Source organism: Enterobacter sp. KBR-315C3_2022 (genome assembly GCF_041399425.1).
In the GTDB taxonomy this organism is placed as follows: Bacteria; Pseudomonadota; Gammaproteobacteria; order Enterobacterales; family Enterobacteriaceae; genus Enterobacter.
The window spans coordinates 123279-149337 of the sequence record NZ_JBGKEB010000009.1 but is presented as its reverse complement, the minus strand read 5'-3'; the positions used below and the strand labels follow the sequence as shown (position 1 = coordinate 149337).

General features: G+C 58.0%; 26 protein-coding genes. 7 read left to right on the top strand and 19 right to left on the bottom strand.

Annotated elements, in window-relative coordinates; translation table 11 throughout:
• The first annotated feature begins 113 nt into the window (after positions 1-113).
• Positions 114-350, top strand: coding sequence for a murein lipoprotein Lpp (gene lpp / locus AB8804_RS12000; RefSeq protein ID WP_001082307.1), 237 nt, complete (start codon positions 114-116; stop codon positions 348-350).
• Positions 351-413: 63 nt separating this feature from the next.
• Here the strand turns inward: lpp and AB8804_RS11995 are convergent, their stop codons facing one another.
• From AB8804_RS11995 to AB8804_RS11955, 9 genes are all read right to left on the bottom strand, one after another.
• Positions 414-1427, bottom strand: coding sequence for a L,D-transpeptidase family protein (locus tag AB8804_RS11995; RefSeq protein ID WP_371186327.1), 1014 nt, complete (start codon positions 1425-1427; stop codon positions 414-416).
• 97 nt (positions 1428-1524) lie between these two features.
• Positions 1525-1941, bottom strand: coding sequence for a cysteine desulfuration protein SufE (gene sufE / locus AB8804_RS11990; RefSeq protein WP_371186325.1), 417 nt, complete (start codon positions 1939-1941; stop codon positions 1525-1527).
• Positions 1942-1954: 13 nt separating this feature from the next.
• Positions 1955-3175, bottom strand: a complete 1221-nt coding sequence (sufS, locus tag AB8804_RS11985; RefSeq protein ID WP_371186323.1) for a cysteine desulfurase SufS — start codon at positions 3173-3175, stop codon at positions 1955-1957.
• Positions 3172-4443: a Fe-S cluster assembly protein SufD gene (gene sufD, locus AB8804_RS11980; protein WP_371186321.1), complete on the bottom strand. Its 1272-nt coding sequence runs from the start codon at positions 4441-4443 to the stop codon at positions 3172-3174. Before sufD ends, sufS begins: the two co-directional genes overlap by 4 nt.
• On the bottom strand, positions 4418-5164 hold the full coding sequence (gene sufC / locus AB8804_RS11975) for a Fe-S cluster assembly ATPase SufC (protein ID WP_371186319.1): 747 nt from the start codon (positions 5162-5164) through the stop codon (positions 4418-4420). The genes sufD and sufC overlap by 26 nt, the downstream gene beginning before the upstream one ends.
• Before the next feature lie 9 nt (positions 5165-5173).
• Entirely contained in the window at positions 5174-6664 is a 1491-nt protein-coding gene (gene sufB, locus AB8804_RS11970; RefSeq protein ID WP_371186317.1) for a Fe-S cluster assembly protein SufB, read from the bottom strand.
• A gap of 8 nt (positions 6665-6672) precedes the next feature.
• Positions 6673-7041, bottom strand: coding sequence for a Fe-S cluster assembly scaffold SufA (gene sufA, locus AB8804_RS11965; protein WP_152084347.1), 369 nt, complete (start codon positions 7039-7041; stop codon positions 6673-6675).
• A 340-nt stretch (positions 7042-7381) separates the two neighbouring features.
• Positions 7382-8116 (bottom strand): MerR family transcriptional regulator, encoded by a 735-nt coding sequence (locus AB8804_RS11960; RefSeq protein WP_371186315.1) that lies wholly within the window; start codon positions 8114-8116, stop codon positions 7382-7384.
• Between the two features lie 189 nt (positions 8117-8305).
• Positions 8306-9526, bottom strand: coding sequence for a diguanylate phosphodiesterase (locus AB8804_RS11955; RefSeq protein ID WP_371186313.1), 1221 nt, complete (start codon positions 9524-9526; stop codon positions 8306-8308).
• A 348-nt stretch (positions 9527-9874) separates the two neighbouring features.
• Between AB8804_RS11955 and ycgZ the strand changes: the two genes are divergently transcribed.
• The 4 genes from ycgZ to fdhF all read left to right on the top strand — a co-directional run bounded on the left by ycgZ (position 9875) and on the right by fdhF (position 13085).
• On the top strand, positions 9875-10114 hold the full coding sequence (gene ycgZ / locus AB8804_RS11950) for a regulatory protein YcgZ (RefSeq protein WP_371186311.1): 240 nt from the start codon (positions 9875-9877) through the stop codon (positions 10112-10114).
• Positions 10115-10124: 10 nt separating this feature from the next.
• The gene (locus AB8804_RS11945; RefSeq protein WP_371186440.1) at positions 10125-10445 is read left to right on the top strand and encodes a hypothetical protein; all 321 of its coding nucleotides are present in this window, start codon (positions 10125-10127) and stop codon (positions 10443-10445) included.
• A gap of 29 nt (positions 10446-10474) precedes the next feature.
• The gene (locus AB8804_RS11940) at positions 10475-10753 is read left to right on the top strand and encodes a biofilm development regulator YmgB/AriR family protein (protein ID WP_371186309.1); all 279 of its coding nucleotides are present in this window, start codon (positions 10475-10477) and stop codon (positions 10751-10753) included.
• A 181-nt stretch (positions 10754-10934) separates the two neighbouring features.
• Complete coding sequence (gene fdhF, locus AB8804_RS11935) at positions 10935-13085, top strand: formate dehydrogenase subunit alpha (protein ID WP_371186307.1); 2151 nt, start codon at positions 10935-10937, stop codon at positions 13083-13085.
• A gap of 36 nt (positions 13086-13121) precedes the next feature.
• On the opposite strand, the gene fliB is transcribed toward fdhF, so the two are convergent.
• From fliB to AB8804_RS11900, 7 genes are all read right to left on the bottom strand, one after another.
• On the bottom strand, positions 13122-14339 hold the full coding sequence (gene fliB, locus AB8804_RS11930) for a flagellin lysine-N-methylase (RefSeq protein ID WP_371186305.1): 1218 nt from the start codon (positions 14337-14339) through the stop codon (positions 13122-13124).
• Between the two features lie 87 nt (positions 14340-14426).
• Positions 14427-15053, bottom strand: a complete 627-nt coding sequence (locus tag AB8804_RS11925; protein ID WP_371186303.1) for a helix-turn-helix transcriptional regulator — start codon at positions 15051-15053, stop codon at positions 14427-14429.
• 15 nt (positions 15054-15068) lie between these two features.
• Entirely contained in the window at positions 15069-15581 is a 513-nt protein-coding gene (locus AB8804_RS11920) for a fimbrial protein (RefSeq protein WP_371186301.1), read from the bottom strand.
• Positions 15582-15594: 13 nt separating this feature from the next.
• Positions 15595-16542 (bottom strand): fimbrial protein, encoded by a 948-nt coding sequence (locus AB8804_RS11915; RefSeq protein ID WP_371186299.1) that lies wholly within the window; start codon positions 16540-16542, stop codon positions 15595-15597.
• A 10-nt stretch (positions 16543-16552) separates the two neighbouring features.
• A complete protein-coding gene (locus AB8804_RS11910) occupies positions 16553-19066 on the bottom strand; it encodes a fimbria/pilus outer membrane usher protein (protein WP_371186297.1) in 2514 nt (837 codons plus the stop codon).
• 44 nt (positions 19067-19110) lie between these two features.
• On the bottom strand, positions 19111-19788 hold the full coding sequence (locus AB8804_RS11905) for a molecular chaperone (protein ID WP_371186295.1): 678 nt from the start codon (positions 19786-19788) through the stop codon (positions 19111-19113).
• Between the two features lie 67 nt (positions 19789-19855).
• Positions 19856-20380 carry a fimbrial protein gene (locus AB8804_RS11900; RefSeq protein WP_371186293.1) on the bottom strand — a complete coding sequence of 175 codons (525 nt, stop codon included), beginning with the start codon at positions 20378-20380 and terminating at the stop codon, positions 19856-19858.
• A gap of 400 nt (positions 20381-20780) precedes the next feature.
• Here AB8804_RS11900 and AB8804_RS11895 point away from each other — a divergent pair, with 400 nt between their 5' ends.
• Positions 20781-21440 carry a helix-turn-helix domain-containing protein gene (locus AB8804_RS11895; RefSeq protein WP_371186291.1) on the top strand — a complete coding sequence of 220 codons (660 nt, stop codon included), beginning with the start codon at positions 20781-20783 and terminating at the stop codon, positions 21438-21440.
• Positions 21441-21507: 67 nt separating this feature from the next.
• Positions 21508-22137: a helix-turn-helix domain-containing protein gene (locus AB8804_RS11890; RefSeq protein ID WP_371186289.1), complete on the top strand. Its 630-nt coding sequence runs from the start codon at positions 21508-21510 to the stop codon at positions 22135-22137.
• A 45-nt stretch (positions 22138-22182) separates the two neighbouring features.
• Here AB8804_RS11890 and AB8804_RS11885 read toward each other — a convergent pair whose 3' ends face one another.
• From AB8804_RS11885 to AB8804_RS11875, 3 genes are all read right to left on the bottom strand, one after another.
• Entirely contained in the window at positions 22183-22377 is a 195-nt protein-coding gene (locus tag AB8804_RS11885; RefSeq protein WP_371186287.1) for a YdiH family protein, read from the bottom strand.
• Between the two features lie 86 nt (positions 22378-22463).
• The gene (gene menI / locus AB8804_RS11880) at positions 22464-22874 is read right to left on the bottom strand and encodes a 1,4-dihydroxy-2-naphthoyl-CoA hydrolase (RefSeq protein WP_371186284.1); all 411 of its coding nucleotides are present in this window, start codon (positions 22872-22874) and stop codon (positions 22464-22466) included.
• On the bottom strand, positions 22871-25927 hold the full coding sequence (locus AB8804_RS11875) for an FAD-binding and (Fe-S)-binding domain-containing protein (RefSeq protein WP_371186282.1): 3057 nt from the start codon (positions 25925-25927) through the stop codon (positions 22871-22873). Before AB8804_RS11875 ends, menI begins: the two co-directional genes overlap by 4 nt.
• Positions 25928-26059: the final 132 nt, after the last annotated feature.

Genomic DNA, 26059 nt, shown 5'->3' with positions numbered 1-26059 from the left:
CGAACGATCAAAAATAGGCGTATTCCCATCAAAAAAATATTCTCAACCTAAAAAACTTTGTGTAATACTTGTAACGCTACATGGAGATTAACTCAATCTAGAGGGTATTAATAATGAATCGTACTAAACTGGTACTGGGCGCGGTAATCCTGGGTTCTACTCTGCTGGCAGGTTGCTCCAGCAACGCTAAAATCGATCAGCTGTCTTCTGACGTTCAGACTCTGAATGCTAAAGTTGACCAGCTGAGCAACGACGTGAACGCAATGCGTTCCGACGTTCAGGCTGCTAAAGACGACGCAGCTCGCGCTAACCAGCGTCTGGACAACCAGGCTACTAAATACCGTAAGTAATAGTACCTGTTAATAAAATGGCGCACATTGTGCGCCATTTTTTTTATCTCAATTCTGCAACGATTACTGCGTTACCTTCTCGCCTTCATTCTCTGCAATCGCCTCCGTCACGCGGCTGTTCTGTACCGACTGCACGCTGGTGCTGGCCGACGCGCTGCCCTGTGCATTTACCGCAACGGGGATCCCCGCCCGGCGCGCCAGGGCTTTATCAATAAGCGCTTTATCGCTCCCGGATTGCGAAACAAACGACGCAAACGCCGCCGAGTGCGTTATTGGCGAGGTTTGAGGATTTTCTCCCTCCTCCTGCGCCAGCGGCCTGTGCACCTCGATATAGCGCTTACCGTCCGGCTCGACGGCATATTTCACCGGCTCATTAATAATCTGCACGCGCGTGCCGACGCGCACCTGCGCAAACAGCGCCTGAATATCCGGCGCGTTCATCCGCATGCAGCCGGAGCTGACGCGCAGCCCAACGCTGTCCGGCGCGCTGGTCCCGTGGATAAGATATTCCCCATTACCAATACCTAAACGCAGCGCAAAGCGCCCCAGCGGGTTATTTGGCCCTGCGGGGACAACCGGAGGCAGCTTAATTCCCTGAGCCAGAGAGCGGGCTCTGATTCCGGCCGTTGGCGTCCAGGTCGGATTAGGTATTTTTTGACTGACGCGGGTCGTACTGACCGGCGTTTCAAGCCCCAGTTGCCCGATACCGAGCGGGAAAACCTGAACGATATTCTCGCCCGGCGGGAAATAATAGAGCCGCAGCTCCGCCAGATTGACGACGATGCCTTCGCGCGGCGTGTCGGGCAGCAGCATTTGTGAAGGAATGACGATCGCCGTTCCGGGCGCGGGATTGACCGGCGCAATGGTGTTATTGGTTTCGAGAATAAGCTGCGCGGCCGTATTAAACCGGCGAGCGATCGTTTGCAGCTTATTGTCCCCCTCCTGCACCGTATAGGTTTGGTTTTGACCAATAAGCCGGCTGCCCGCAGGCGGCAAGGGATAATCCACCGCCCAGGCCGAATTAAGGGCGTTGAGCGAACCAAGGAGTAATAGAGTTATTAGAGACGCGCGCTTCATGCTGAGATTCCTTATTCACTGACAGAACGCCAGAAAGCTGAAAAACCAGCGAGGCGGAAACCACCTCGCGAAACAGAATGAATGCTGTTTTTTAAGTCTAGCTAAGGATTGCGGCTTTGGCGCGAATGGCGCGAATCATTGCTTCCAGCCCCTGGGAGCGGGACGGGGTGAGGTGTTGGGCTAGCGCCATTTTTTCAAACCACGGGCGCACGTCGAACGCCACAATGTCCTGCGCCGACATCTTATGGTAAAGAATGAAGACGACGGCAATCAGCCCTTTGACAATGGCGGCGTCGCTGTCGCCGTGCAGTTCAATCGTGCCGTCGTCAGACTGCGTCATCACAATCCACACCTGGCTCTGGCAGCCCTGAATAATGTTCTCCGGGCTGTGCGCCTCTTCGCTGAGCGGCGGTAAGCGCTGCCCCAGCTCGATGATGTAGAGATATTTCTCTTCCCAGTTTGCGCAACGCCCAAAGTTACGCAGCAGCTTTTCTTTGTCCGGCAGCTCTGCCATCTCTTGCTCTCCCTTAGCCCAGAAGCTGGTGGATGCGCTTCAACCCCGCCACCAGCCTGTCGACCTCTTCCGTTGTGTTGTACATTACCAGCGACGCGCGGCACATTGCCGGCACCTGGTAAAACGCCATCAGCGGCATCGCGCAGTGGTGCCCGGTACGCACGGCGACGCCGTAGTTATCAAGGAAACTGCCAACGTCATAGGCGTGATGTTTCCCCAGATTGAAGGCTATCACGCCCTGGCGCTCCGCCGGGCCGTAGAGGGTCAGATCCGGCACGCTGGCCAGCTCCTGTAGCGCGTAGCGCATCAGCTGCTGTTCGTACGCCTGAATGGCGTCAAGGCCAATCGCAGAGACGTAAGAGATCGCCTCACCGAGCCCGATAATGCCGCCGGTGTTTGGCGTACCGGCCTCAAAGCGCCACGGCGCGCGCGCGTAGGTGGTGCCCTCGATCAGGCTGACGGTGGCAATCATCGAGCCGCCCCCTTCCCACGGCGGCATGGCCTGCAGGATATCTTCCTTCACGTACAGCACGCCGATGCCCGTCGGCCCGTAGAGCTTGTGGCCGGAGAAGACGTAAAAATCGCAGTCCAGCGCCTGAACGTCCACCGCGTGGTGCATCACCGCCTGCGCGCCGTCAATCAGCACCTTCGCGCCCGCCCGGTGCGCTTTACCGATAATCTCTGCCACCGGATTTTCGGTGCCCAGCACGTTAGAAACCTGCGTTACGGCAACCAGCCGCGTGCGCTCGTCAAGCAGAGCGTCAAGCTGCTCAAGCTGCAGCGTGCCGTCCTGATTCAGCGGGATCACCCGCAGCTGCGCGCCGGTGCGTTCACAGAGCATCTGCCACGGGACGATGTTCGCGTGGTGCTCCATCTGGGTGATGATGATGTTATCGCCCGCGTGGACCTGCGCGTTGCCCCAGCTGTTGGCCACCAGGTTGATGCCCTCCGTGGTGCCGCGCACGAAGACCAGCTCCTCCGGCGATCGTGCATTCAGGAAGCCAGCGGCCTGGGTGCGCACGTTTTCCATGCGCTGGGTCGCCTCGGCGCTCAGGGTGTGAATGCCCCGATGCACCGCCGCATAGCCGTGGCGATAAAATTCCGTTTCGGCGTCTATCACCTGATTCGGCTTCTGCGCGCTGGCCGCGCTGTCGAGATAGGCCAGCGGCAGGCCGTTTACCTCCCGGGCCAGAATGGGGAAATCGGCCCGGACTTTTTCTACCGGAAAACTCATGCATCGCCTCCAGGCAGACGCTGGCCAATCCGCGCCAGCACCTGCTGTTTTAACTCGCCGTCGCGCAGCGCTTCCGTCAGCTCGGCCGCAAAGGCGTAGATAATCATCTTCTGCGCAGACTGCCGGTCGATACCGCGCGAGCGCAGGTAGAACATCTGTTCGTCGTCGATTCGCCCAACCGTGGCGCCGTGGCTGCACTTCACGTCGTCGGCGTAGATCTCCAGCTGCGGCTTGGTATCCACCTCTGCCAGACGTCCCAGCAGAAGGTTGTTGTTGGTCATCTGCCCGTCGGTTTTAACGGCGTGCTGAGCCACGTTGATCAGGCCGTTAAACACCGCGCGGCCCTTATCGCTGACGATGGTTTTATGCAGCTGGCGGCTGTTGCAGTAGCCCTTGTTGTGCTCAAGCCAGGTGCGCGTGTCGCACACTTCGGACTTGACCGGCATCGCCAGGCTGTTGATGCGCAGCGTGGTGTTTTCCCCGTTAAGCTGCGTGCTGGTGTTGTGGCGCAGCACCGCGCCGCCGAGCAGGAAGCTGTGGCTGTAGGCCGCGGCGTCCTGGCCGAGCAAAATGTCGTTGTGGGCGAAGTGGTGGCTCGCCGGGTTTTCAAACGCCAGCTTGATGTGATGTAGCTGGGCGTTGGCCGCCACGTTCATGGTCAGCCGCGAACCGGTAAAGTGGCGGACCTCGTTGAGGCTGGCGTAATGCTCAATCACCGTCGCCTCCGCGCCCTCTGCCAGCTCAAGATGGTGACGATAGTGCGCCGTGTTGATCTCGTCGCCCTCCAGCCCCTGCGTGATGTGCAGCAGCAGCAGCGGCTTCGCCGGGCGCTGGTTGCGCTTCACGCGGATATGCGTGACCGTCTGCGCGAGGCTCTCGGTGAGGTGTAAGAACACCTCCGGCTGAACGGCGGCGGTCAGGCTCTGGCGCTCGTCGTTAATCGCAATCTCGAACCCGCTCTCCCGCGCGTCGTCGCTCAGCTCGGGGGAATAAACGCCGTCGACAAAAACCAGCCGCACCGCGTCCACGTTCAGCGCCAGCGCGTCGCGCTGGGCCGGACCGATCGCCGCGTGCCGGGTGACAAACTCGCCGCTCAGCAGGCCGTCGAGCGGCGTGTATTTCCAGTTCTCATGCTTGCGCGTGGGCAGGCCGAGGCGCAGCATCTGCTGCAGGTGCTGCTGGGCCTGCTCAGAGCGGGCATCGCCCTGCGCTTCAAACAGGCGGTGCCACTGCTGGAGCGCATTACTGCTGTTCGGTAAGCCAGCCATAGCCCTGCTCCTCCAGCTGTTTCACCAGCTTAAAATCACCTGATTTCACAATACGGCCCTGGTAGAGCACGTGGACGTAGTCCGGCTTGATGTAGTCCAGAATACGCTGGTAGTGGGTCACGATAATGAACGAGCGCTTGCCGTCGCGAAGCGAGTTCACGCCGTCGGCGACGATCTTCAGGGCGTCGATGTCCAAACCGGAGTCGGTTTCGTCGAGAATGCACAGCTCAGGCTCCAGCACCGCCATCTGCAGAATGTCGTTGCGCTTTTTCTCGCCGCCGGAGAAGCCCACGTTCACCGAGCGGGTCAGCAGATCTTCCGGCATCTTCAGCAACTTGATCTTCTCTTCCATCAGATCCTGGAAGTCAAAGCGGTCCAGCGCCTCGAGCCCGCGGTACTTGCGCACCGCGTTCAGCGCGGTTTGCAGGAAAAACTGGTTGCTCACGCCGGGAATTTCCACCGGATACTGGAAGGCCATAAAGATGCCCTCGCCCGCGCGATCTTCCGGCGACATCTCCAGCAGATCTTTGCCGTTGAACTCGACCGAACCGCCGGTCACTTCGTAATCTTCCCGTCCCGCCAGGGTCGCCGAAAGCGTACTTTTCCCGGAGCCGTTTGGCCCCATGATGGCGTGGACTTCGCCCGGCTTAACGTCAAAATTGAGGCCGCGCAGGATCGCTTTATCTTCGACGCCAACCTGTAAATCTTTAATGCTTAACATGTGCTTTCCTTAACCGACGCTGTGTTCAAGACTAATGGCGAGGAGTTTCTGAGCTTCTACGGCAAATTCCAGCGGCAGTTCAGAGAACACGTCCTTACAGAAGCCGTTCACAATCATTGAAATCGCATCTTCTTCGCTGATCCCGCGCTGCAGGCAGTAGAAGAGCTGGTCTTCCCCAATGCGCGAGGTGGTGGCCTCGTGCTCAAGCTGGGCGCTGTTGTTGCGGCACTCGACGTACGGGAAGGTATGTGCCCCGCAGTCCGCGCCGATCAGCATGGAGTCGCACTGGGTAAAGTTGCGGGCGTTGGTTGCCGTCGGCATGATTTTTACCAGCCCGCGGTAGCTGTTCTGGCTGTGCCCGGCGGAGAGCCCCTTCGAGATAATCGTGGATTTGGTGTTTTTACCAATGTGGATCATCTTGGTGCCGGTATCCGCCTGCTGATGGCCGCTGGTCAGCGCCACCGAGTAGAACTCGCCGATGGAGTTGTCCCCGCGCAGAATGCAGCTCGGGTATTTCCAGGTGATCGCCGAGCCGGTTTCCGACTGGGTCCAGGACATTTTGCTGTTTTCGCCTTCGCACAGCGCGCGCTTGGTGACGAAGTTGAGGATGCCGCCGGTGTTCCCGTCGCCGGGGAACCAGTTTTGCACCGTGGAGTATTTCACTTCGGCATCTTTATGGATGATGACCTCCACCACCGCCGCGTGCAGCTGATAGCTGTCGCGCACCGGCGCGGAACAGCCTTCGATGTAGCTCACGTAGCTGCCCTCATCGGCGACGAGGATCGTGCGCTCGAACTGGCCCGTTTTTTCCGCGTTGATGCGGAAATAGGTGGAGAGCTCCATCGGGCAGCGCACGCCTTTCGGCACGTAGATAAACGTCCCGTCTGACGCCACCGCCGCGTTGAGCGCCGCAAAGAAGTTGTCGTTGCTCGGCACCACGGTGCCGATGTATTTTTTCACCAGCTCGGGGTGATCGTGGATCGCCTCGCCGAAGGAGCAGAAAATGATTCCCTGCTCCGCCAGCTTTTCGCGGTAGGTCGTCGCCACCGATACGGAGTCAAAGATGGCGTCCACCGCCACCTCTCTCCCCTCGCGAACCGGAACGCCCAGCTGGTTAAAGGCCTCTTCAACCTCTTTGCTCAGGAAGCTGTTCTCGGCGCCCGTTTGCTGCACCGCGCCGGGCTGCGAGGCGCAGGTGTCGTCGCAGCTGCCGCAGGACGGCGCGGAGTAATAGCTGTAGTCCTGATAGTTAAGCTTGTCGTAGTGCGCCTTCAGCCAGTGCGGCTCTTCCATCTCCAGCCAGGCGCGGAAGGCGCTCAGGCGAAATTCAAGCATCCACTCCGGCTCGTTGCGCTTGGCCGAAATCGCGCGGACGACGTCCTCGTTAATGCCCTTCGCCAGCTCGTCCGTTTGAAGCTGCGTGAAGAACCCTTCTTTATAGTTGAGGTGTCCGCCGCTCCAGGTGTTCACATCGCTCGTTGCTTCAGTATGTCGAGACATAGTACCGCCTATACCCCAAAACTTTCGCCGCAGCCGCATTCGTTCTGGGCTTTCGGGTTATGAAATTTGAAAAGCTGATTTAAGCCTTCGCGCACGTAATCCACTTCCGTCCCGTCAATGAAGGGCATCGCCTGAAGGGCGACGTACAGCTTCGCGCCGTCGGTTTCAAAGACTAAATCGTCTTTTTCAGGCTCCGTGACCGTATCAAGAACATAGCCGAAGCCCGCGCAGCCGGTTTGCTTAACGCCCAGGCGCACGCCGAGAATGTCGGGCTTCTTCGCCACCAGCTCGTGAATATGTGCCGCTGCCGCAGGCGTAAGCGTAAGGCCACGCCAGGCAAAATCAGCAGGGTTAAAGGTTTCTGATTGTAATTCCATAGTTCCACCTCATGTCGAGAGCCGCAGGGGCATAACACCATGTTAGTGATAACGATTATCACTTCAACCCCCTGACAGCAGGGGCTTTGCGCGTAGTCGCCCTTTTTGGCACCTTTTACTAAGCATAGACCCTGTGAAGAGATAAGGTCGGCAGGAAATAAATTGTTCAATGCATTGATAAATAATGCATTTCATTCTGAGAAGAAAACGTCACAACGGAAAGTTAAAATATGCATCGAAAATGCCTATTTTTGAAATAGAGGATTATTTTTTGCGCAGGTCAGCGCGATCGAACGAAATCGGGAGATGGAGGAATAAATAAAAGGTCCTTTCGGACCCGTTAAATAGCAGGATGAAACGATATTGCGAAGCCTTGTTCACGCCAGTGATCAAGCTGCTCCTGCTGGCGAAGCGTCATCTGCTTGCCCGTCCAGACGAAGATTTTTTGCCCCGGAAAAAGCTCCGGACGCGGTGAATCAATAGGATCTGCCAGCACGTCGATATGCCAGCCGTTGTGTGCAAGGCGGGCGGCTTCCAACCAAAGGTGCGTACGATCGTCACACTCCCAGCCGATAAGCAGCGCATCTTTTCCCGCTTTTTTGCGCGATTCCGTCAGGCTGGCGATGGCAAACTCAATCAACACGCCGTCGAGCAGGCTTGCCATATGGCGCACCGTGTTCTGATCCTGATTCATTCGCTGGCGCACGGGCGTGATGATGTTGTCGATCAGCACGTCCATAGCGTGGTCACGCCGGAACTCGCCAATCTTCGCTCGCAGCTTCGCGGGGTTCGCGTAGCGCAGAACGGTCATCATCTCTTCCTGCAGCGTTGCCCAGTTCCCCTGAGTCAGCACTTCCTTATTGCCCAGCAGCGCTTTTACTTTTCCAACCGACACGCCGCTTTTCATCAGGCGCTTAATTTCTTCGATACGCAGGATATCTTCATCGTCGAACTGACGATGGCCCCCCTCGCTGCGCTGGGGTTTCAGTAACCCATAGCGTCGCTGCCAGGCACGCAGTGTAACGGGGTTGATACCGCATCGTTCGGCGACTTCACCGATACTGTAATAGGCCATTAACTCCCTCACGCTCAACACTTCCATACCTAACCGATCCAACCTTATCAGATTGTACAACGCTTTTGTATAACTAATACGTTGCTATGAGACAAGTGGATGGTGTAAAAACCCATCCACTCGTTAATACATTGTTGTATAAATTCGACGATGCGTACAGCTAAGCCGCAAGGTTTGTGTACAGCTTCATCAAAATCCGAACAGTTTTTCCGGCCAGGCTATCGCCGGAATGGCCCCCAGGCGCGGGCTGGCAAACAGGTTTCCCTGAAACTGGGAAATCCCCGCCGACTCAAGCCACATCCACTCTTCAGCCTTCTCCACGCCCACGGCGCAGAACTGAATTTCCAGCGACGTACAGCACTTGATGATCGCCTGAATAATCCCCTGTCGCGGGCCGCTCTTGTGCACGTCGATAATCATATCGCGGTTAATTTTTATTCTGTCCGGCTGGAACTGGGCCAGCAGCTGCAGCCCGGCAAAGCCCGCGCCGAAGTGGTCGATGGTCACGCTGATGCCCGCGCTTTTGAGCTGCCTTACCGCGCTGGTGAAATCTTCAAACCGGGAGATAGCTTCGCTCTCGGTAAATTCCACCACGATCTGTTCCGGTACGAAGCCATTCGCTTCGATGGCCGTGAGCAGGAAATCCACCGCGTTAGGCACATTGACCAGCGTCATCGGCAGTAAGTTAAGGGATATCGTTTGATTGCCCAGCCCCAGCGCGCTGGCCATCGACAGCGCGACCTGCTTGCTGTTCAGATCGCGCTCGTAGACTTCCTCTCGCGGTAAAGCCCCAAAGTAGGCTTCCGGCGAGCCGCCGTCTGGCGTGCGCAGAAGCGCTTCCCAGGAGACGACCTCCTGCATAAACGGGTCGACGATGGGCTGGAAGGCAAAGCTACAGTCTGCGCCCGGGGCGACAACTTCTGGCTGCGCGGAAAGCGGCGACGCCTCAGGAAGAAATTCCCAGGAATCCGCGGACGGCAGCTCGAAATAGTTCGCTTTTTCAGTGGCTTCAACGAAGGTGCGGAAAAACTTCAGCGCGCGATCGTTATAGGTCATCTGGTATTTGGTGGTGCCCTTGTCGAGAACCCGCTGAAGCACTTCATCCCTGTCGTATTGGCGTAAATCGAACAGCTCCATGCCGGCGTTACCAAAGCGCCGCAGCGGACCGTGATCGCTTAGCAGCTCGACCACGTTATGATGGCGCGGGTCACGGCAGATGTGCTGATAGATAGCCTGCACGCGATCTGCGGGCCCCTCAAGCAGCTGGAAAAAATGCGTGCCGTTGAATAACAAGATCCCGGTGACATCTTCCCGCCGGTTATGATTATTTGCAGCAGCTACCATGTCTTCCAGTGCTTTCACAGGCACGTCATCGCAGATATGACTGCGGTAAATGATGGTTGTTAGCATGCTATTCCTGAGGTGTGGGGTTGACCATAAAAACGTGCGTTTCGTGTACTGTTATAGCACATTATTTGCCTAACAAATAATTTACATCTCAATGATTTAACGTCATTCAATCCCCTTTGCCACCCCTTTGCCACCCCTTGTACAACTCTGTCCCTGAGCAACATCTTGTACAATATATCGCAACATTCATCGATAAAAAACAGCAGACGTAACGCATTGTATATAAATGACTTAATAAGAAAATATGACAATTCATTAAAAAATTGTACATTTTGCATGTACAGATTTGAAAAAAGTGTATACCTTAATTGTAACGTTAGTGATTACGGGTTTTAACAGGAGCGAAACATGCACCAGAACGGTTATGCCGGAGATTCCGCCGCAGCGATTGCGCAGTATTTCGATAAGGCAGCGCTTCCGACCCAGCAAGAGACGCTGGGCCAGGTGGTTGTAGAAATTCTGAGCGATGGGCGCAATCTCAATCGTAAATCGCTCTGCACCAAATTGTTAAGCCGCCTCGAAAAGGCCTCCAGCCCGGAAGAGGAACAACACTATCACATGCTGCTTGGCCTGCTTTTTGAGCGATAAATACGCCGCGATGAAAAGCAGTGACCTGGACAAGCTCACGGATGCACTGATTGGAGAGGCCGTTCTTTCTCTGCTGAAAGAGCGCGGCCCGCTGACGATAAGTGCATTGATTGAGCGTCTATGGAGCATCAAGACGCATGAAAAGGATCCCCGGCGGCGGGAACTGCTCGCAAGAGTTATCACCGACATTGGTGAAAACCGCGTCGCACTTAAGCGTCGCAAAGCCGCACACGGAACGACTGACGGAGAGGGATCTCTACGGATAAATAGAAACAATGTAGTGCCCTTGTTTGGTGATGGAAAACCGTCCAACCCAAAGAAAATACATTGACTACAACCTAACAGCTACGGTGAGAATAAATGAGACAGAATATTCAGATTCAACCCGAATACACATCAGCATTTAGCGACAGCCCTCTGTCGGAGTATTTCCGCCACGCCGGCGATCGTTTTGCTGAAGAGTCCGCTATTTTCTCTACGGCAGTACGTTGTGTCCAGGCCACTGAAGGGCATATCACCAACAAGGCGATTATCATGTGGCTGATCCAGACGCTTGAAGTGACGCAGGACGTCGTTCAGGCCGATGTTATCCGCAAAACCCTCGAAATCGTCGTGGGCTACACGATGGACGATCTTTAACCTGCCTTCATAACGTGTCATCGTCATTTGTGACGAATTTCCTGACGATGACACGCCTCCCCCTTCGATAACCCCTGTTATTCAACGCACCTGAATGTGGCACGGATCCTGCTATATGCCGGATACGGGACTGGATTTATCCGGTTAAACATCGCTTCATTTCTTAACAGGTCTGTTATTGATGAAAAAAATCGCCACCGTCTGCCCCTACTGCGGCGCAGGCTGCAAGCTTAATCTTGTCGTTGAAAATAACCGTATCATCCGCGCCGAAGCGGCAGACGGCGTCACCAACCAGGGCACGCTCTGCCTGAAAGGATTTTACGGCTGGGACTTTTTAAACGACACCCGCCTGCTCACCCCTCGCCTGACGCAGCCCATGATCCGCTATCGTAAGGGCGACCCCTTTACGCCGGTGACCTGGGAAGAGGCCATTCGCTATACCGCCCACAGGCTGAGCGGCATTAAGGCGGAGTTCGGCCCACGCGCCATCATGACCACCGGTTCGTCGCGCGGAACGGGGAACGAAACCAACTACGTAATGCAAAAATTTGCCCGCGCGGTGCTGCACACGAACAACGTCGACTGCTGCGCGCGCGTCTGCCACGGGCCGTCCGTTGCTGGCCTGCAGGAGACGCTCGGCAACGGCGCAATGAGCAACGCCATTAGCGATATCGAAAACTCAAAATGCCTGCTGATCTTTGGCTATAACTGCGCGGATTCCCACCCAATCGTCGCCAGGCGCGTGCTGAAGGCGCGTGAAAACGGCGCAAAAATTATCGTCTGCGATCCGCGCCGCATTGAAACGGCCCGCATCGCCGACCAGCACCTTCAGCTGAAAAACGGCAGCAACATGGCCCTGGTTAACGCCTTCGGCTATGTGCTGCTGGAAGAGGAGCTGTACGATAAAAACTACGTGGCGCGCTTTACCCAGGGGCTGGACGCCTACCGAAAAATCGTCGAGAACTACGCGCCGGAGCGCGTGAAGCATCTGACGGGCGTACCGGCCCAGGAGATACGCCAGGCGATGCGCACCTTCGCCGCCGCCCCGTCGGCGACGGTGATGTGGGGAATGGGCGTGACCCAGTTTGGTCAGGCCGTCGACGTGGTGAAAGGGCTTTCCAGCCTGGCGCTGCTAACCGGCAATCTGGGCCGTCCGGCCGTCGGCGTTGGCCCGGTGCGCGGGCAGAACAACGTGCAGGGAGCCTGCGACATGGGCGTCCTGCCCAACATGTTCCCGGGCTATCAGGAGGTTACTGACCCCGCGGTCAGGCAGAAGTTTGCCGATGCGTGGGGGATTGACGCCGACCAGATGGACGCCCGCGTCGGCACCCGCATCACCGAAGTCCCGCACCTGGCCCTGGAAGGCAAAATCAAGGCCTATTACATCATGGGGGAAGACCCGCTCCAGACCGAAGCGGATTTAGGCCTGGTTCGCCGCGGCTTCGACGCGCTCGATTTTGTGGTGGTGCAGGACATCTTTATGACCAAAACGGCGGAGGTGGCGGACGTGCTGCTCCCCGCCACCTCCTGGGGCGAACACGGTGGCGTATTCACCTGCGCCGACCGCGGCTTCCAGCGCTTCGGGAAGGCCATCGACGCCCGCGGCAACGTCAAGCGCGACTGGGAAATCATCAGCCTGCTCGCCAGCGAAATGGGCTATCCGATGCGCTACGACTCTGAACGCCAGATCTGGGATGAAATGCGCGAGCTGTGCCCGCTGTTCTACGGCGTGACCTACGAGAAAATGGGCGAAATGGGCCACGTGCAGTGGCCGTGCCCTACCCTCGATCACCCCGGCACGCCCTACCTGTACAAGGACAACCGCTTCGACACCGCGAGCGGCAAGGGGCAGCTTTTCGCCGCCGAGTGGCGCGCGCCCGCGGAGATCCCGGACGCGGACTATCCGCTGGTGCTGTGCACGGTGCGCGAGGTCGGACACTACTCCTGCCGCTCGATGACCGGCAACTGCGCGGCGCTGCAAAGCCTGGCCGACGAGCCGGGACGGGTGCAGCTAAACCCTGTCGATGCGGACAACCTCGGCATTGCCGACGGCCAGCTGGTGTGGGTCCGTTCGCGCAGGGGGAAAGTCATTACCCGCGCCAGCGTCAGCGAGCGCATCAACGTCGGGGCGGTCTACATGACCTATCAGTGGTGGATCGGCGCCTGCAACGAGCTGACGCAGGATAATCTCGATCCGGTCTCCAAAACGCCGGAGACGAAATACTGCGCGGTTCGGCTCGAGGCGATTGACGATCAGCGCTGGGCGGAGGATTTCGCCGCGGCGGCCTATCAGACCATGAAGACGCGCCTGCTCGACGCGGCAAACGTCTGATAAAAAAGAGGCTCGCGCGGCGGGCCTCTTCGCGTTTTAGCCAATCAGCAGCAGGCAAGAAAGATCGTCACCGCCGTTGATTTTATCGATCGCAAAATCCATACGCGCGTCGATGGTCTGGTTGTGGAGGGTCTTTTCCGAGAAGCTGGCAATGGTTTTCATCACCGTCTGCTGCTCAAGCTCATCGTGCATGGATTTGACGCTCAGGAACGTTTTTAAATAGAAGAAATCGAGGACGATGCGGTAGAACTGCCGCATGATCGTTGCCGTCTCTTTGCCGGGGAAATAGCCGCTATACAGTTTGTAGAGCAGATAGTTGCGCAGCACGTGCGGCTCTGAAATACAGGAATCCTGACACAGCCTCTGCCACTGCTGGTTAATGCCGACGAACTTCTCGTCAATCTCCCCCGGGTCGGCCAGGCTACTAACGTCAAGATACTGCGCGATTTGCCGGTGCCCTTCCAGAACGAAGCTATCCCGGGCCGAATCGCGGGCCACGTTGGTGCCCAGAATAGATAATGCGAGGTATTTCATCGTGCTTGAGCGCGCAACGTTGTTTGCATCCAGCAGCGATTTTCCGCTCTGCAGTTCCCGAAGAAGCCCCTCATAAAATTGCTCAACCTGCTCGTACTGGCCGTGCAGGTCAAAGCCGATATGCTGCAGCATCAGGATAAGCTGCGCCAGCGCCATCAGGTTTTCTTCCACGCCCTTCGAAGGCGATTGAATCAGATTCCAGGCCATAAGGTGGATCACCTGATTGGCCTGCGGAACGGACTGGCGCTGGCCGATAAGGTTGGTTTTATGCACCGCCAGCAGCGCATCCTGCTCCTGCAGCAGCATCGCCTCAGGGTCGAACAGCACGCGCCGCACCACTTCCGGACAGGAAAGCGTCATATTTTTGCGCGTTTCGTCCTGATAGCGTGACGATAATCGCGGGTACGTCGCGCAGGTTGGCGATAGCGCCTCTTCGCCTAAATCCCTGTGCACCCTGCACAGCTTATTCTCATCGATAAAAGGACAATCTCCCTTTTCGTCCAGCCTGATTACGGAATAATTATTTTTGCCTTTCCGCTGAGGGATCAGATTATCTTTTGCGATTGCGGCTATTTCCGGGTGTGCAGACAGGACATACTTTTGATGGGTTTTCTTATCAATACTGATTGTCCAGCCGCGGCAGCAGGAAATTAAGCATTCCGGGCCTACGCATTTGAACTTACTCACGAAAATCGGTGTGGTGGTTTTATGAATTTGCATCGTTAAAGGGTCACGTATAAAAAGCAAAAATTACCATGGCCCTCACGTTTATCTATAGGCGCATAACCAGACACTCTATTTCGCTATTCACGGCATCAGCCCCTGAGCGCCGAAGCCGCTGCGCTTTTCCACCATTCGATTTAAAAAAAGCGTCAGCTCGTAGTCGCTGCGCAACCTGTATTTCTCCATGACCGCATACTTATGGGAAAAGACCGTCTTAATGCCAATTCCCAACCGCTGCGCGGTATCGGCGATCGACTGCCCCTTATGCAGTTCATCCATCACCCTCACCTGCTGGGGCGTAAGGCCCCGGTGTCGGCAGTCAAAGCACGAGGAGGGACGGCGATAAACGTCATGCAGCAGGTGTCTTGCCCATGCCTTTTCCAGCGTCTGCCGCATCTGCGCCAGCGATGCGCGCCGCGAAATAAAAAGCATATCCTCAAAGCAGGAAGGCAGCGCATCCGCGTCAGGGCACGCGTCAACGATCCCGATCGCAACCCCCTTTCGGCTTGCCAGAGAGGGCGTGAAGCAGGTAAAGCACTCGCCGGGCGCGAGGGAAAGCACCAGCATATCCGCCAGCAGAATGCCCGCAGGCGAGGAATGCGCGTCAACGCGAATCTCCCGACCTCCCTTTTGCGCAAAGAAGTCGGCCAGCAGGCGCGTGAACCCATATTGAAACAGCCCGTCGGGCTCGTTAGTCGCGATGTTGAGCATAGTCGTCGGTTCCGATCAGTTGTACTGCAGGGTCAGCATCACCACCGCGCTAATCGTCCCTGCCGTGGCGCCTCCCGTCGTCGACGCGACCATCGCCTTCATCGGCATCGTCGCCGTTCGGTCAGCGGACACGCTTTGGGAAATGGACGAGCCCGTACCCTTAAGCTGCCCGCTTGTCGCGTCGATCATCGCAATCGCCACGCTGCGCGCGGTTCCGCTGTTGATGTAGTAGTCGTTGCCCGCGGCGGGATCGGGCGTGCCGGTGAAGGTAGCCGTCACGCTGCGGGTTCCCGCCGGACACTGGGTAAACGACAGGCTAAAGGGAACCGGCGCGGACGTTGAGCCCGGCGTCACCATGTTAGCGGCGTGTATATCGCCAAGATCGATATTCACCGCTGAGCTGCCGCTGTTGAAGAGGCAGGGGGAGGCCACGATATTCCCCGTTACGCTCACGTTCACGCCGTCCGCTGACAGCGCGCTCGCGCTCATCATCGCCGCTGCCGCGGCCAAACTCGCCAGGGTTTTCATGTCATTACGCCCCCTACTGATAGGTCACATTTAGCGTCGCAGACGCATTGGCAGAACCCGGCTCCACCGCGGTGCGGGTCTGGTAATACCGCGCCGTGATGGGAAAGGACTCTTGTCCACCGGCGGCGGCCTTGAGCGCGAGCCGCGCGTTCAGCGCCAGCGGCGTACCGTTATACAAAAGCTGGACCCCGACGCCCTTCGCGACGCCGTCCGCCCCCTGCCCGGTCAGGGCCAGAACGCTGGTATTGGCGATATCCGGATTCTGAATGCCGCTCAGGGTGACGTTCACGTTGGCGCCCGCATCGCAGTTCAGCCCGAGATTTTGCGTATTTTTCGCACCGGCTGGCGTCGTCCCTACCGTTGAACCAAACGTCGAGGCGGAAATATCCCCTATCGGAAAGGTCAGGCGGGGCGTGGTCATGGTGCAGGCCACCACGTTAATCACGCCGTCGGTTATCCGCGTCGTCAGGGCATCGCGAAACGCGCCGTCGGCGCCCTGAAGCGTCACCACGCCGACCACGCCGGGCGTTAGCGCGCCCGAGGCGACCGGCCCGGTGACCACCAGCTCAATTTTTCCGCCCCACCATTCGACGTAAGAGGTCTGCGGGCTGTAGGCGAACGTATAGGCCGGGTTTTCAAAGTAATTGCCGGATGAAAAGCGAATCCCTATCCCGGCAACGTTGGTGTTATAGACGTGGCTGCCGTAGGCGCTCGGCGTCGCGCTGAGGTAGCGCATGCTGAACCCGAGCGTTAAGGGGCTTGTGCACTCCGTCAGGTACGATTTGGTTGACGTCGCCGCGCGCGAAAAGATCACCGTGCCGACGGGCACGTCCCGCTGCACCGTCAGGGTCCCGACGGACAGCGTGGACTCCTGAGGCACAATGGTGTTACAGGTTCCGGCCTGCGCGGAATGCCATCCCGACGCGACGCAGAGCAGAACGCTTAAGAGTAGTGTTCTCATGATTGATTCCCTAAACGCAATTGACGTTAACTTCGGCTATGCCGTCCAGGCGTGACCGCGCGGGCAAAACGTACGGCGCGCGGCACTGCTGCCCCGCCTTCGCGCCCCACGTTACGAATAACGTGCCCTGCGTCTGCAGACCGGCGAGGTACACCTGGCCGTTGTCGCCGACGATGCCGCCGTTTTCGCCCCCCTTCATCTGCGCGGCGATGGCGCCAAAAGGAACGAACTGGCCGCGATGGATAATGCTCATCAGCACCCGCTGCCCGACCTTTGCCAGATACTCGGCCTTCACCACCGCGCCGCGCGTCGGTATTACCGTCCGGGTGGTCATCTCCAGCTCGACGTCGCCCGGCATCGTTTCCGGCGCGAGCGAAAGATCGTTTGTCCGGTAGTTCGACAGATTGCTGACGGCCGTATACCCCCGATAGTCCGTTCTGACGCCGGGCTGGTTGCGAATATCCACGTCGTGAGCGCCGGGCGCTTTCACCAGCGCGTTGGTCTCGCCCAGCGGCTGGGAGAACGTCACGCCATCCTCGTGAAGCAGAACGCCGCCCTGCAGGCCATAGTTCAAACGCTGACCGTTCTGGTCGTACCCGTAGCCCGTCGTGGCCTCGCCGTAGGTGCCCTTGTAGTCCGCGCTCAGGTTGCCGGTTGCGCCCGCGCCGCGGGTGCCGTAGCCCTGCTGCGCGCTCCAGCTTAACGCCCTGTTCTCCAGCGCCACGCCGTTCAGGCCGACGCTGTGGGTCGCGCCGCCATTCCTGCTGGCGGTCAGGCCGTAGCTGGCCCACGTCTGCGGCAGGAATTTATCCAGCGGCACGCTGAGGTTAAAGGCCAGCAGCCGATCGCTGTCGCCTTTCGTCTGGCTCCCCTCACCGCCCGCGCTGGCGTTTTGGCTGTAGGTCCAGGTGAGCCCGTAGCTCATGCCGCGCCAGGCGTTGTTATAGCCAAGGCTGTAGGACGCCGTAGACCTGCCCCCGTCCCAGTACGCGTCCCGCGCCGCGCTGACCATCAGCGCGCCCGCGTCGTCGCCCAGCGTCTGGCCTATCGTCACTTCTACCCGGTTCTTGCGCTGCTCCTGCGGCGCGCTGCCGTCGCCGTAGGCATCCAGAACCTCCTGCATGCTGTAAAAGCCGCGGGAAGAAAAGCGATACCCCGCAACGGTCAATTGCGTTCCGCTCGCCGCCCCGGTTTTGCTGTAGCGAACGCGCCAGGACTGGCCGCCAGACTTTCCGCCGTCGGGCAGCGCCGACCAGCCCTGGGTCACGTCGGCCGAGAACGCGCCGGCCTCCCCCAAGTTCTTGCCGAGGCCCAGCGCGAGCGCCCGATAGTGGCCCGACGACTGCGCGCCGCCGTAGGCGGTGACGCCCTGCGGCAGGCCGTAGATCCCCGAGGCCTGGGCAAACGCGGCCTTATCGACGCTGCTGTTCCAGGAACGGTACTGCCCGCCGGTGAGCGCATATTTTCCGCGCCCTTCCCGCTGCAGCACCGGCAGCGAGGCGTACGGCAGCGTAAAGCGCTGCTCGCTGCCGTCGGCTTCCAGAACGGTGACGTCCAGATCGCCCGCGCCGCCCGTGGGATACATATCCGTAATCTCAAACGCGCCCGGCGCGACAAACGTCTGGTAGATCTGATAGCCGTTTTGCCGCACGGTGACCTGCGCGTTGGTGCGGGCAATGCCCCGCACGACGGGAGCGTATCCTTTCAGCGAATCGGGCAGCATGTCCTCATCGGACGCCAGCTGCACGCCGCGAAACGGCACGCTGTCAAAAACGTCAGCGGGGGCGGAGCTGTCCCCGAGAGTCAGCTGCGCCTGAAGAGGGATGATGGCGCGCTGGGCATAGCTGTAGACCGTATCCCATGCGTTCTGCCCGTCATCACCGCGCGTCCAGGTCGAATAGCTGCGCAGCCGCCAGGGTCCGACGTTGATCCCCTGGCGCAGGTTGGCGTACTGGCTCCGGCTGCCGGAGCTCTCACCGGCATGTGACAAGGCGTTAGCCCCGTTCAGGCTGTAGTTCAGCATGGCCGCCGTGATGCCCTCGTCCCACAGTTCAGGAGAAACCTCGCCCCGGGCGGGCAGCGAGACCGCGGCCTGGGGAATGCTTAAGACCAGCCGCTGCGCGCCAAACTGAAAATCGGCGCGGGCGTCAGGGATCGCCTCGAGGCTGGCACAGGGGCTATTGGCCTTCTCGATCTGCGGAAACAGCGCGGTTTTAACGCCCCACGCCTTCAGCTGCACCACGCTCAGGCACGGCTGGAGCCGATCGGCACCGTCCTGGATAAACACGACGTCGCGGGTCTCCACCTGCCGTTCGTTAAGAATGATGTCAACGTGGTATGTCCCCGGCGCCTGTGAACCCGACTCAAAGGCCGATAAATCGGCTTTGCCCATCCCCGGGTTATCCAGCTCGACCAGCTCGGCGTTAAACGTTTCCCGCGCGCTGGCGTCAGGCGCAGCGGCCAGCGCAAGGGCGATATAACACGCCAGGCGCGCGGGCTGCCGCGTATCAATTTTCGTTGCCATCTTTCTTAACCTGACCGGTAGCCGCCGTGTCCCGTGCGCTAACGCTACAGGCTGGCGTGATGCGACGGTCCTGGACTCCCGTAGTCGTTAATTAATTTGAAGGTAATCTGCCCGCGTCCGCTGCCCGCCGGCAGCGCAAACGTCGCCGCCGCGCCGGGCAGAGCCCACGAGACGTCGTCCAGCTTTACTCCGCCCACGCTGATTTCATTGAAGTTCATCACGTACTGCGACGGGTTCGTCACCTGAAGGCGATCGCCATTGCGCGACCACACCAGCCTGTCCGCCTGCTCTTCGGGCATCGCGGCGCTCAGGCTCGCAGGACGATAGATAAGCTTGATGCGCGTTTTAACCGCAATCTGTAACGTGTTCACCTGCGTCGTCGCCGAAGGTATCGATTTAATATTCAGCCAGAACAGGCTCTCTTTATTCTGCGGCAGCGTGCCCGACAGCAAAATTCGCTCGATATTTTTTTGTCCGGCGTCCAGCCGATACAGCGGCGGCGTGACGATAAAGGGAGCCTTAGCGCCATTTCCCTCCGGCGACTCAACCCACGACTGAATTAAATACGGCGTTTTATCGATGTTATTTACGTCGATCGTTGCCTCTTTATTCGCGCCGGCGAAAATAACCCGCGTGCCGCCAATCACCACCCCGGCGTGAACAACCGACAGCGAGGCCATGAAAAGCGCCGCGGTTAAAAGGGTTCTATTACTTACTTTCATTATTCATCTCTAAAAGAGGGCTCAGTCAGGCCCCTGCTGACAGGCTGGCGGCACGGAAAAGGCGCGTTTAGTTATAAACCACCGAGAAGTTGGCCACGGAATTAGCGGGCCCCGCCGTCACCGACAGCGCCGTTGAAATATATTGCGCGTAAAAGTTAAGGGTATTATCCGCCGTGCTGCTCAGGGAATAGGCGTAGCTATTGCTGCCGTGCAGCGGCAGATCGACCTTGTCTGCGGTCATCAGGTTGATGGCAACGCCCGTTGCCGCCCCCTGGACCGAGGAGTCAATGGCCAGCAGGTTAGCGTTGCTGCCGTCCGGTGAGCCGTCGAACCGCACTTTGGCGGTGTTTACCGCGACCGGGCAGTTTTTCAGCACAATAGCGAACTGGGTGGCGGGCGTCCGCGAACCGGCTGCGGTAAAGTCGTTTTTGTAGTAATCCCCTAATACCACCACCTGATTCTGAGACGCCACGGCGACATCGCACGCCGAGTCCAGAATATTCCCGGAAAAATTAACCGTGCCCGCCGCGGCGAACGCGCCGGAGGCCGTTAATGTCAGGCACGCTGCGGCCAAAGCCTTATTAATCTTCATTATTTAATTATCTCTTCGCTTATTTATTCAAAATCATCACGCAGCAGAAACCGATAAAAGAACGATAGGCTCATTCTTTTATGACTCATTTTTTAATTGCGTAATCCATCAACTGGTCAAAATTTATATAATCACCTTCGCGAAAACAACTGATTTATGGTCTAGCTGTAGACCGCCATTTAACGAAAGAGCAACATTTTCTGCGTGGTTAAATTTATTGATTGGGTACATAGGTCTATTATTAGACCCAATGCCTTTATGATGAATTTCAGCGAGTTATATTTTTTACCGCATTGGGTCTATTTTTAGACTGCGGCAAACCATTCCCTGAATGATTAATTTTTAAGATAATTCTCTAGGCGATACGAAAAACGATCGCACCTGTAATATGAGGTATCTTATGAATACGCGCCTGGCCGCACCGCCGAACCGTTCCACGTCATCCGTTATTGAATTAAAGCCTTTAAATCATATTGAGAAGCTCGTTTCGCTGATTCTCCCTGGCGCAGAGAGAACGGTGCTCGGTCGGGGAGACGTTGTCCATTATTTCAAAGACGACGTTCGTCAGTGCTTCTTACTTTTACAGGGCAGCGTGGCGCTTCACCGCCGCGGCGACGGTATTGTCTTAAACTCTGAATCTGCGCCGTTTATTTTAGGCGTTAGCAGTCAATTCTCATCAGAGCACCTGTACGTTCGCGCCCTGGAAACATCAGAAATAGCCCGCGTACCGCTGGAGGCGTTTAATCAGATTATTGCGCAGCAGGATCTCTGGGAGCATTTTTCGAAGCTGCTGATCTATACCGCCTCGCGCGTGTATGAGCACTGCGCGAAAATATCGCAAATGTCGGCCTACGACATCATTCGCTTTCAGCTGGTTGAGCTGATGCAGGAAACGGAAACTATCCGCAACAATATTACGGCGGCGGCGTATATCAAAAGCCGTACCTATCTCTCACGCAGCGGAATTATGCGTATTTTGTCCGAGCTGCGTACCGGAAAGTACATCACGATGGAGCGCGGGGTGCTGCTGGACGTTCATCATTTGCCACGAAAATACTGACGGCGGGACGTGCCTGCAAATGAGAGTAACGCTATAATTAAAGAGGTCATTTTTTAGGTCATTGACGATGTCTTCTTCCGAAAATCCTCACCGCGGTTCCCCCTACGCGCAAGCGCTTATCAGCCACCTGCTGCCCCACTGCACGCCGCGCAAAGCCGCCCGCGGGGAACAGCTGGATTTCCAGGTTAACGGCCAGGGAATGTGCTATTTACTGCTGGAAGGCACGGTTGCCCTCTATCGCAGAAGCGACACGATGATGTTGTCGACCGCGCGCGCCCCCGCCGTATTTGGCATCGCCAACCTGACGGATATTTACTTCGACGATTACTTTAAAACCGTCACCCCCTGCACGATTTGCGTTATTCCCGCTGAGCGCGTGCACGAGATTATCAATGAGAAATCGCTGTGGGACCTTTTCTCAAAGCAGCTGATGTTCGTATACAGCCGATTGTACAAAAATATCATGCCCCAGGGCGCGCCAACCTCCTACGAGATGATCCGTCAGCAGCTGCTTAAGCTGATGGACGAAGATGAACACTATCGGGCGAACATCACGGCCGAGCGCTATATCAGAGAGAAAACCCAGCTTTCGCGCAGCGGCGTAATGCGCATCTTGGCGGATCTGCGCACCGGGGGATTCATCGACATTGAGGACGGAAAGCTGATCAAGATTAACAAGCTTCCCGCAAGATACTGAACGTCAGAGACAAAAAAGGCCGCAAACGCGGCCTTTTTCTCAGGGTCAATGGACGTGAACGCCCAACCGCCAGGCAAAGTAAATCTCTTCTTTAAGCTCGTTAGAAGAGAGCGCGAGCAGATCGGCAAACTCAAGCTCAAGCTGTTTCAGCTTTTTCAGGTACTGAGCCGGAGAGAGGTTGCTCTTGTCGCGACGTAAATATTCAATGGCCAGCTGGGTTGGGGTTATATCGGTATCCATAATGTCCTCGGTGTTAGTACAAAACGTCGCCAGTATATCACACTTTGCTGACGATTTTTTGACCAGAGGCAAAATAGCGTAGAACGTTACACCACCGCCGTCGTCAGCCGCGACGAGCAGCAGAGCCGTTCCTGCTCGTCGAGAATGTCGATTTGCCAGACCTGATGGCGACTGCCGGCGTGGAGCGCGCGGCAGATGCCCCGCACGCGCCCGCTGCGCACCGAGCGGAGGTGGTTGGCATTCACCTCCAGCCCGACGACCTTCTGTTCCCCTTCGGTGCATAGATACCCCGCCACCGACCCCAGCGTTTCGGCCAGCACCACCGACGCCCCGCCGTGCAGCAGGCCAAACGGCTGATGGGTACGGCTATCAACGGGCATGGTGGCTTCCAGTTCGTTCTCGCCGATGCGGGTAAACTGGATATCCAGCAGGCCGACCATGTTCTCTTTGCCCATCGCATTGAGCGCCTCAAGCGTCACCGAGCGTTTCCAGATCATCCGATAATCTCCAGTAAAGCCTGTAGAGGGTGGCGCACGCCGTTGCCTTCAACGCGCTTCACCTGGCTGCGGCAGGAATAGCCGGTCGCCAGACAGCGGTTTCGCGGCAGGCGCTGCATCGCCTGATGCCATGACAGCTCGTAGATGCCGAGCGAGCTGGCGTGATTTTTCACTTCATGTCCGTAGGTTCCCGCCATGCCGCAGCAGCCGACGCTGACGTTCTCCAGCTTCGCGCCAACGCGCGCGAAAATCGATGACCACTGCGCGGGCGCGCCCGGCAGCGCCGTCAGCTCGGTGCAGTGGCCGAACAGGTACCAGGGTTCGCCGCTGATATCCGCGCGGGTCGAATCCTGCAGCACCGAAGGCAGCCATTCGTGGACCAGCATCACGTGGAAATCCCCGCGCTGTTCGCCGAGCGTCTGCCTGTACTCGTCGCGATAGCACAGCACCAGCGCCGGATCGACACCCACCATCGGCATGCCGAGCTGCGCCACACGGTTAAGGAACTCCGCGGTTTTACGCGCGGTTTTGGCGAAGCGGGTCAGGAAGCCTTTAATGTGCTGCGCTTTGCCGTTGGGCGAAAACGGCAGCACAACCGGCTGATAGCCCAGCTTTTCCGCGAGGCGTATAAAATCGGCCACCACCTGCGCATCGTAATAGCTGGTAAACGGATCCTGCACCACCAGCACCACGCGGGACTTCTGCTCCGGCGTGAGCGCCTCAAGCTGTTCCAGGGTCATGTTCGCCGAGCGGTGCCCCACCAGCTGGCGCTGGAGCGACGGCGCTGAGAGCAGCGGCAAATCCACCATCCCAATGTGCTTTTCGGACAGCTTGCGCACCAGGGGCTGGTTAATAAAGAAGTTGAAGGTCTTCGGCGCGCGCGCCATCAGCGGGGCGTAGCTTTCCACCGTCGCCACCAGATGATCGCGCATCGGGCGCAGATAGCGCGTGTGGTAAAGCTGGAGGAAGCGGGAGCGGAACTCCGGCACGTCGATTTTAATCGGGCACTGGGTCGAGCAGGCTTTACAGGCCAGGCAGCCGGACATCGCCTCTTTCACCTCGTGGGAAAAGTCGTATTCCCCTTTGTTCGCGTGCCAGCTGTTGCGGGTGCGCTCGATAAGCGAGCGCAGGCTGGCGCGTTTTTCCGGCAGATCTTTTTCAAGCTTCAGCGGATCGACCCCGCGGTCGGCCAGCAGGCGCAGCCACTCGCGCACCAGCGTCGCGCGGCCTTTCGGGGAGTGAATGCGGTTGCTGGTGATTTTCATCGACGGGCACATCGGGCTGTTCACGTCGAAGTTAAAGCACAGGCCGTTGCCGTTGCACTCCATCGCGCCGCGCCAGGCGCCGCGCACGGCAACCGGGATCTGACGGTCGTACGTGCCGCGCTTGACCGCATCGACCTGCATCATCGGTGCGTCCACCCCTTCCGGCGGACAAATTTTTCCGGGGTTGAGGCGGTTATCCGGATCGAATGCCGCCTTCACCTTGCGCAGTTCGCCGTAAAGCTGTTCGCCGAAGAACGCCGGGCTGTACTCCGCGCGGAAGCCTTTACCGTGCTCGCCCCACAGCAGGCCGCCGTACTTCGCCGTCAGGGCGACAACCTCGTCGGAGATCTGCTTCATCAGGATCTCCTGCTGCGGGTCGCACATGTCCAGCGCCGGGCGCACGTGCAGGACGCCCGCGTCAACGTGGCCGAACATGCCGTAGCTCAGGCCGTGGTTGTCCAGCAGCGCGCGAAACTCAACGATATAGTCCGCCAGATGCTCGGGCGGCACGCAGGTATCTTCGGCAAACGGAATCGGCTTGGCGGCCCCTTTGGCATTCCCCAGCAGGCCAACCGCTTTTTTACGCATCGCGTAGATACGCTCAATGCCGGAAAGTTCGTTACACTGCTGCCAGCCGATTACCCCGCCCTCGCTGCTGGCGATAAGCGCGTCGAGGCGCTGGCAGAGCGTGGTGACCTGCTCGTCAATCAGCGCTTCGTCATCACCGGCGAACTCCACGATGTTGAGGCCGAGCATCTCGCTGTCCGGCACGTCAGCAATCAGCTCGCTCACCGAATGCCAGACGATGTCTTCCCGCGCCAGGTTCAGCACTTTGGAGTCGACGGTTTCCACCGACAGCGCCCGCGCCTCCACCATAAACGGCGCGTTGCGCAGCGCGGAATCAAAGGAGTTGTATTTGACGTTCACCAGGCGACGCACCTTCGGCAGTCGGGTAATGTCCAGACGCGCCTCGGTAATAAACGCCAGCGTGCCTTCGGAACCGGTCAGCACGCGGGTCAGGTCAAACTGGCTCAGATCGTCGTTAAACACGTGGCGCAGATCGTAGCCCGTCAGGAAGCGGTTCAGCTTCGGGAATTTATCGAGGATCAGCTGTCGGTTGTCGCGGCAGCGCTCCAGCACGGTGCGGTAGATGCGCCCGGTCACGGTGCTCTCCTGCGCCAGCGTTTCCGCCAGCGCCACCGGCATTGGCCGGGTATCAAGAATATCGCCTCCCAGCAGCACGGCGCGCACGCCCATCACGTGGTCGGAGGTTTTGCCGTAGACCAGCGATCCCTGGCCGGAAGCGTCGGTGTTGATCATCCCGCCGAGCGTGGCGCGGTTGCTGGTCGACAGCTCCGGCGCGAAAAAGTAGCCGTAGGGTTTTAAAAACTGGTTGAGCTGGTCTTTAATGACGCCCGCCTCGACGCGCACCCACCCTTCTTCCGGGTTGATTTCGATGATGCGGTTCATATAGCGGGACATGTCAACGATAATGCCCTGGTTCAGCGCCTGCCCGTTGGTGCCCGTGCCGCCGCCGCGCGGCGTGAAGATTAAAGAGGTAAAGCGCTCCTGCGACGCCAGGCGAGCAATCAGCGCGACGTCCGCCGTCGAGCGGGGAAAGACCACCGCGTCCGGAAGCAGCTGGTAAATACTGTTGTCGGTCGCCATCGTCAGCCGGTCGGCGTAGCTCGTGGCGGTATCACCTGTAAAACCCTGTTGCTCCAGCGCCTGCAAAAAATTAAGCACCAGCTGAACGACGCCGGGTGCTTGAGAAATTTGTGGGATCATGACCGTCGACCCTAATTAGAGGTGTGAAATCGTTTGCGTTGTGTCACAACTTTTTATCACATTTTTTTCGTATGTGCTTAGCTGAATTACAGGCACAATCCGCCTGTCAAAAATAGCCGCTATCACCAATGA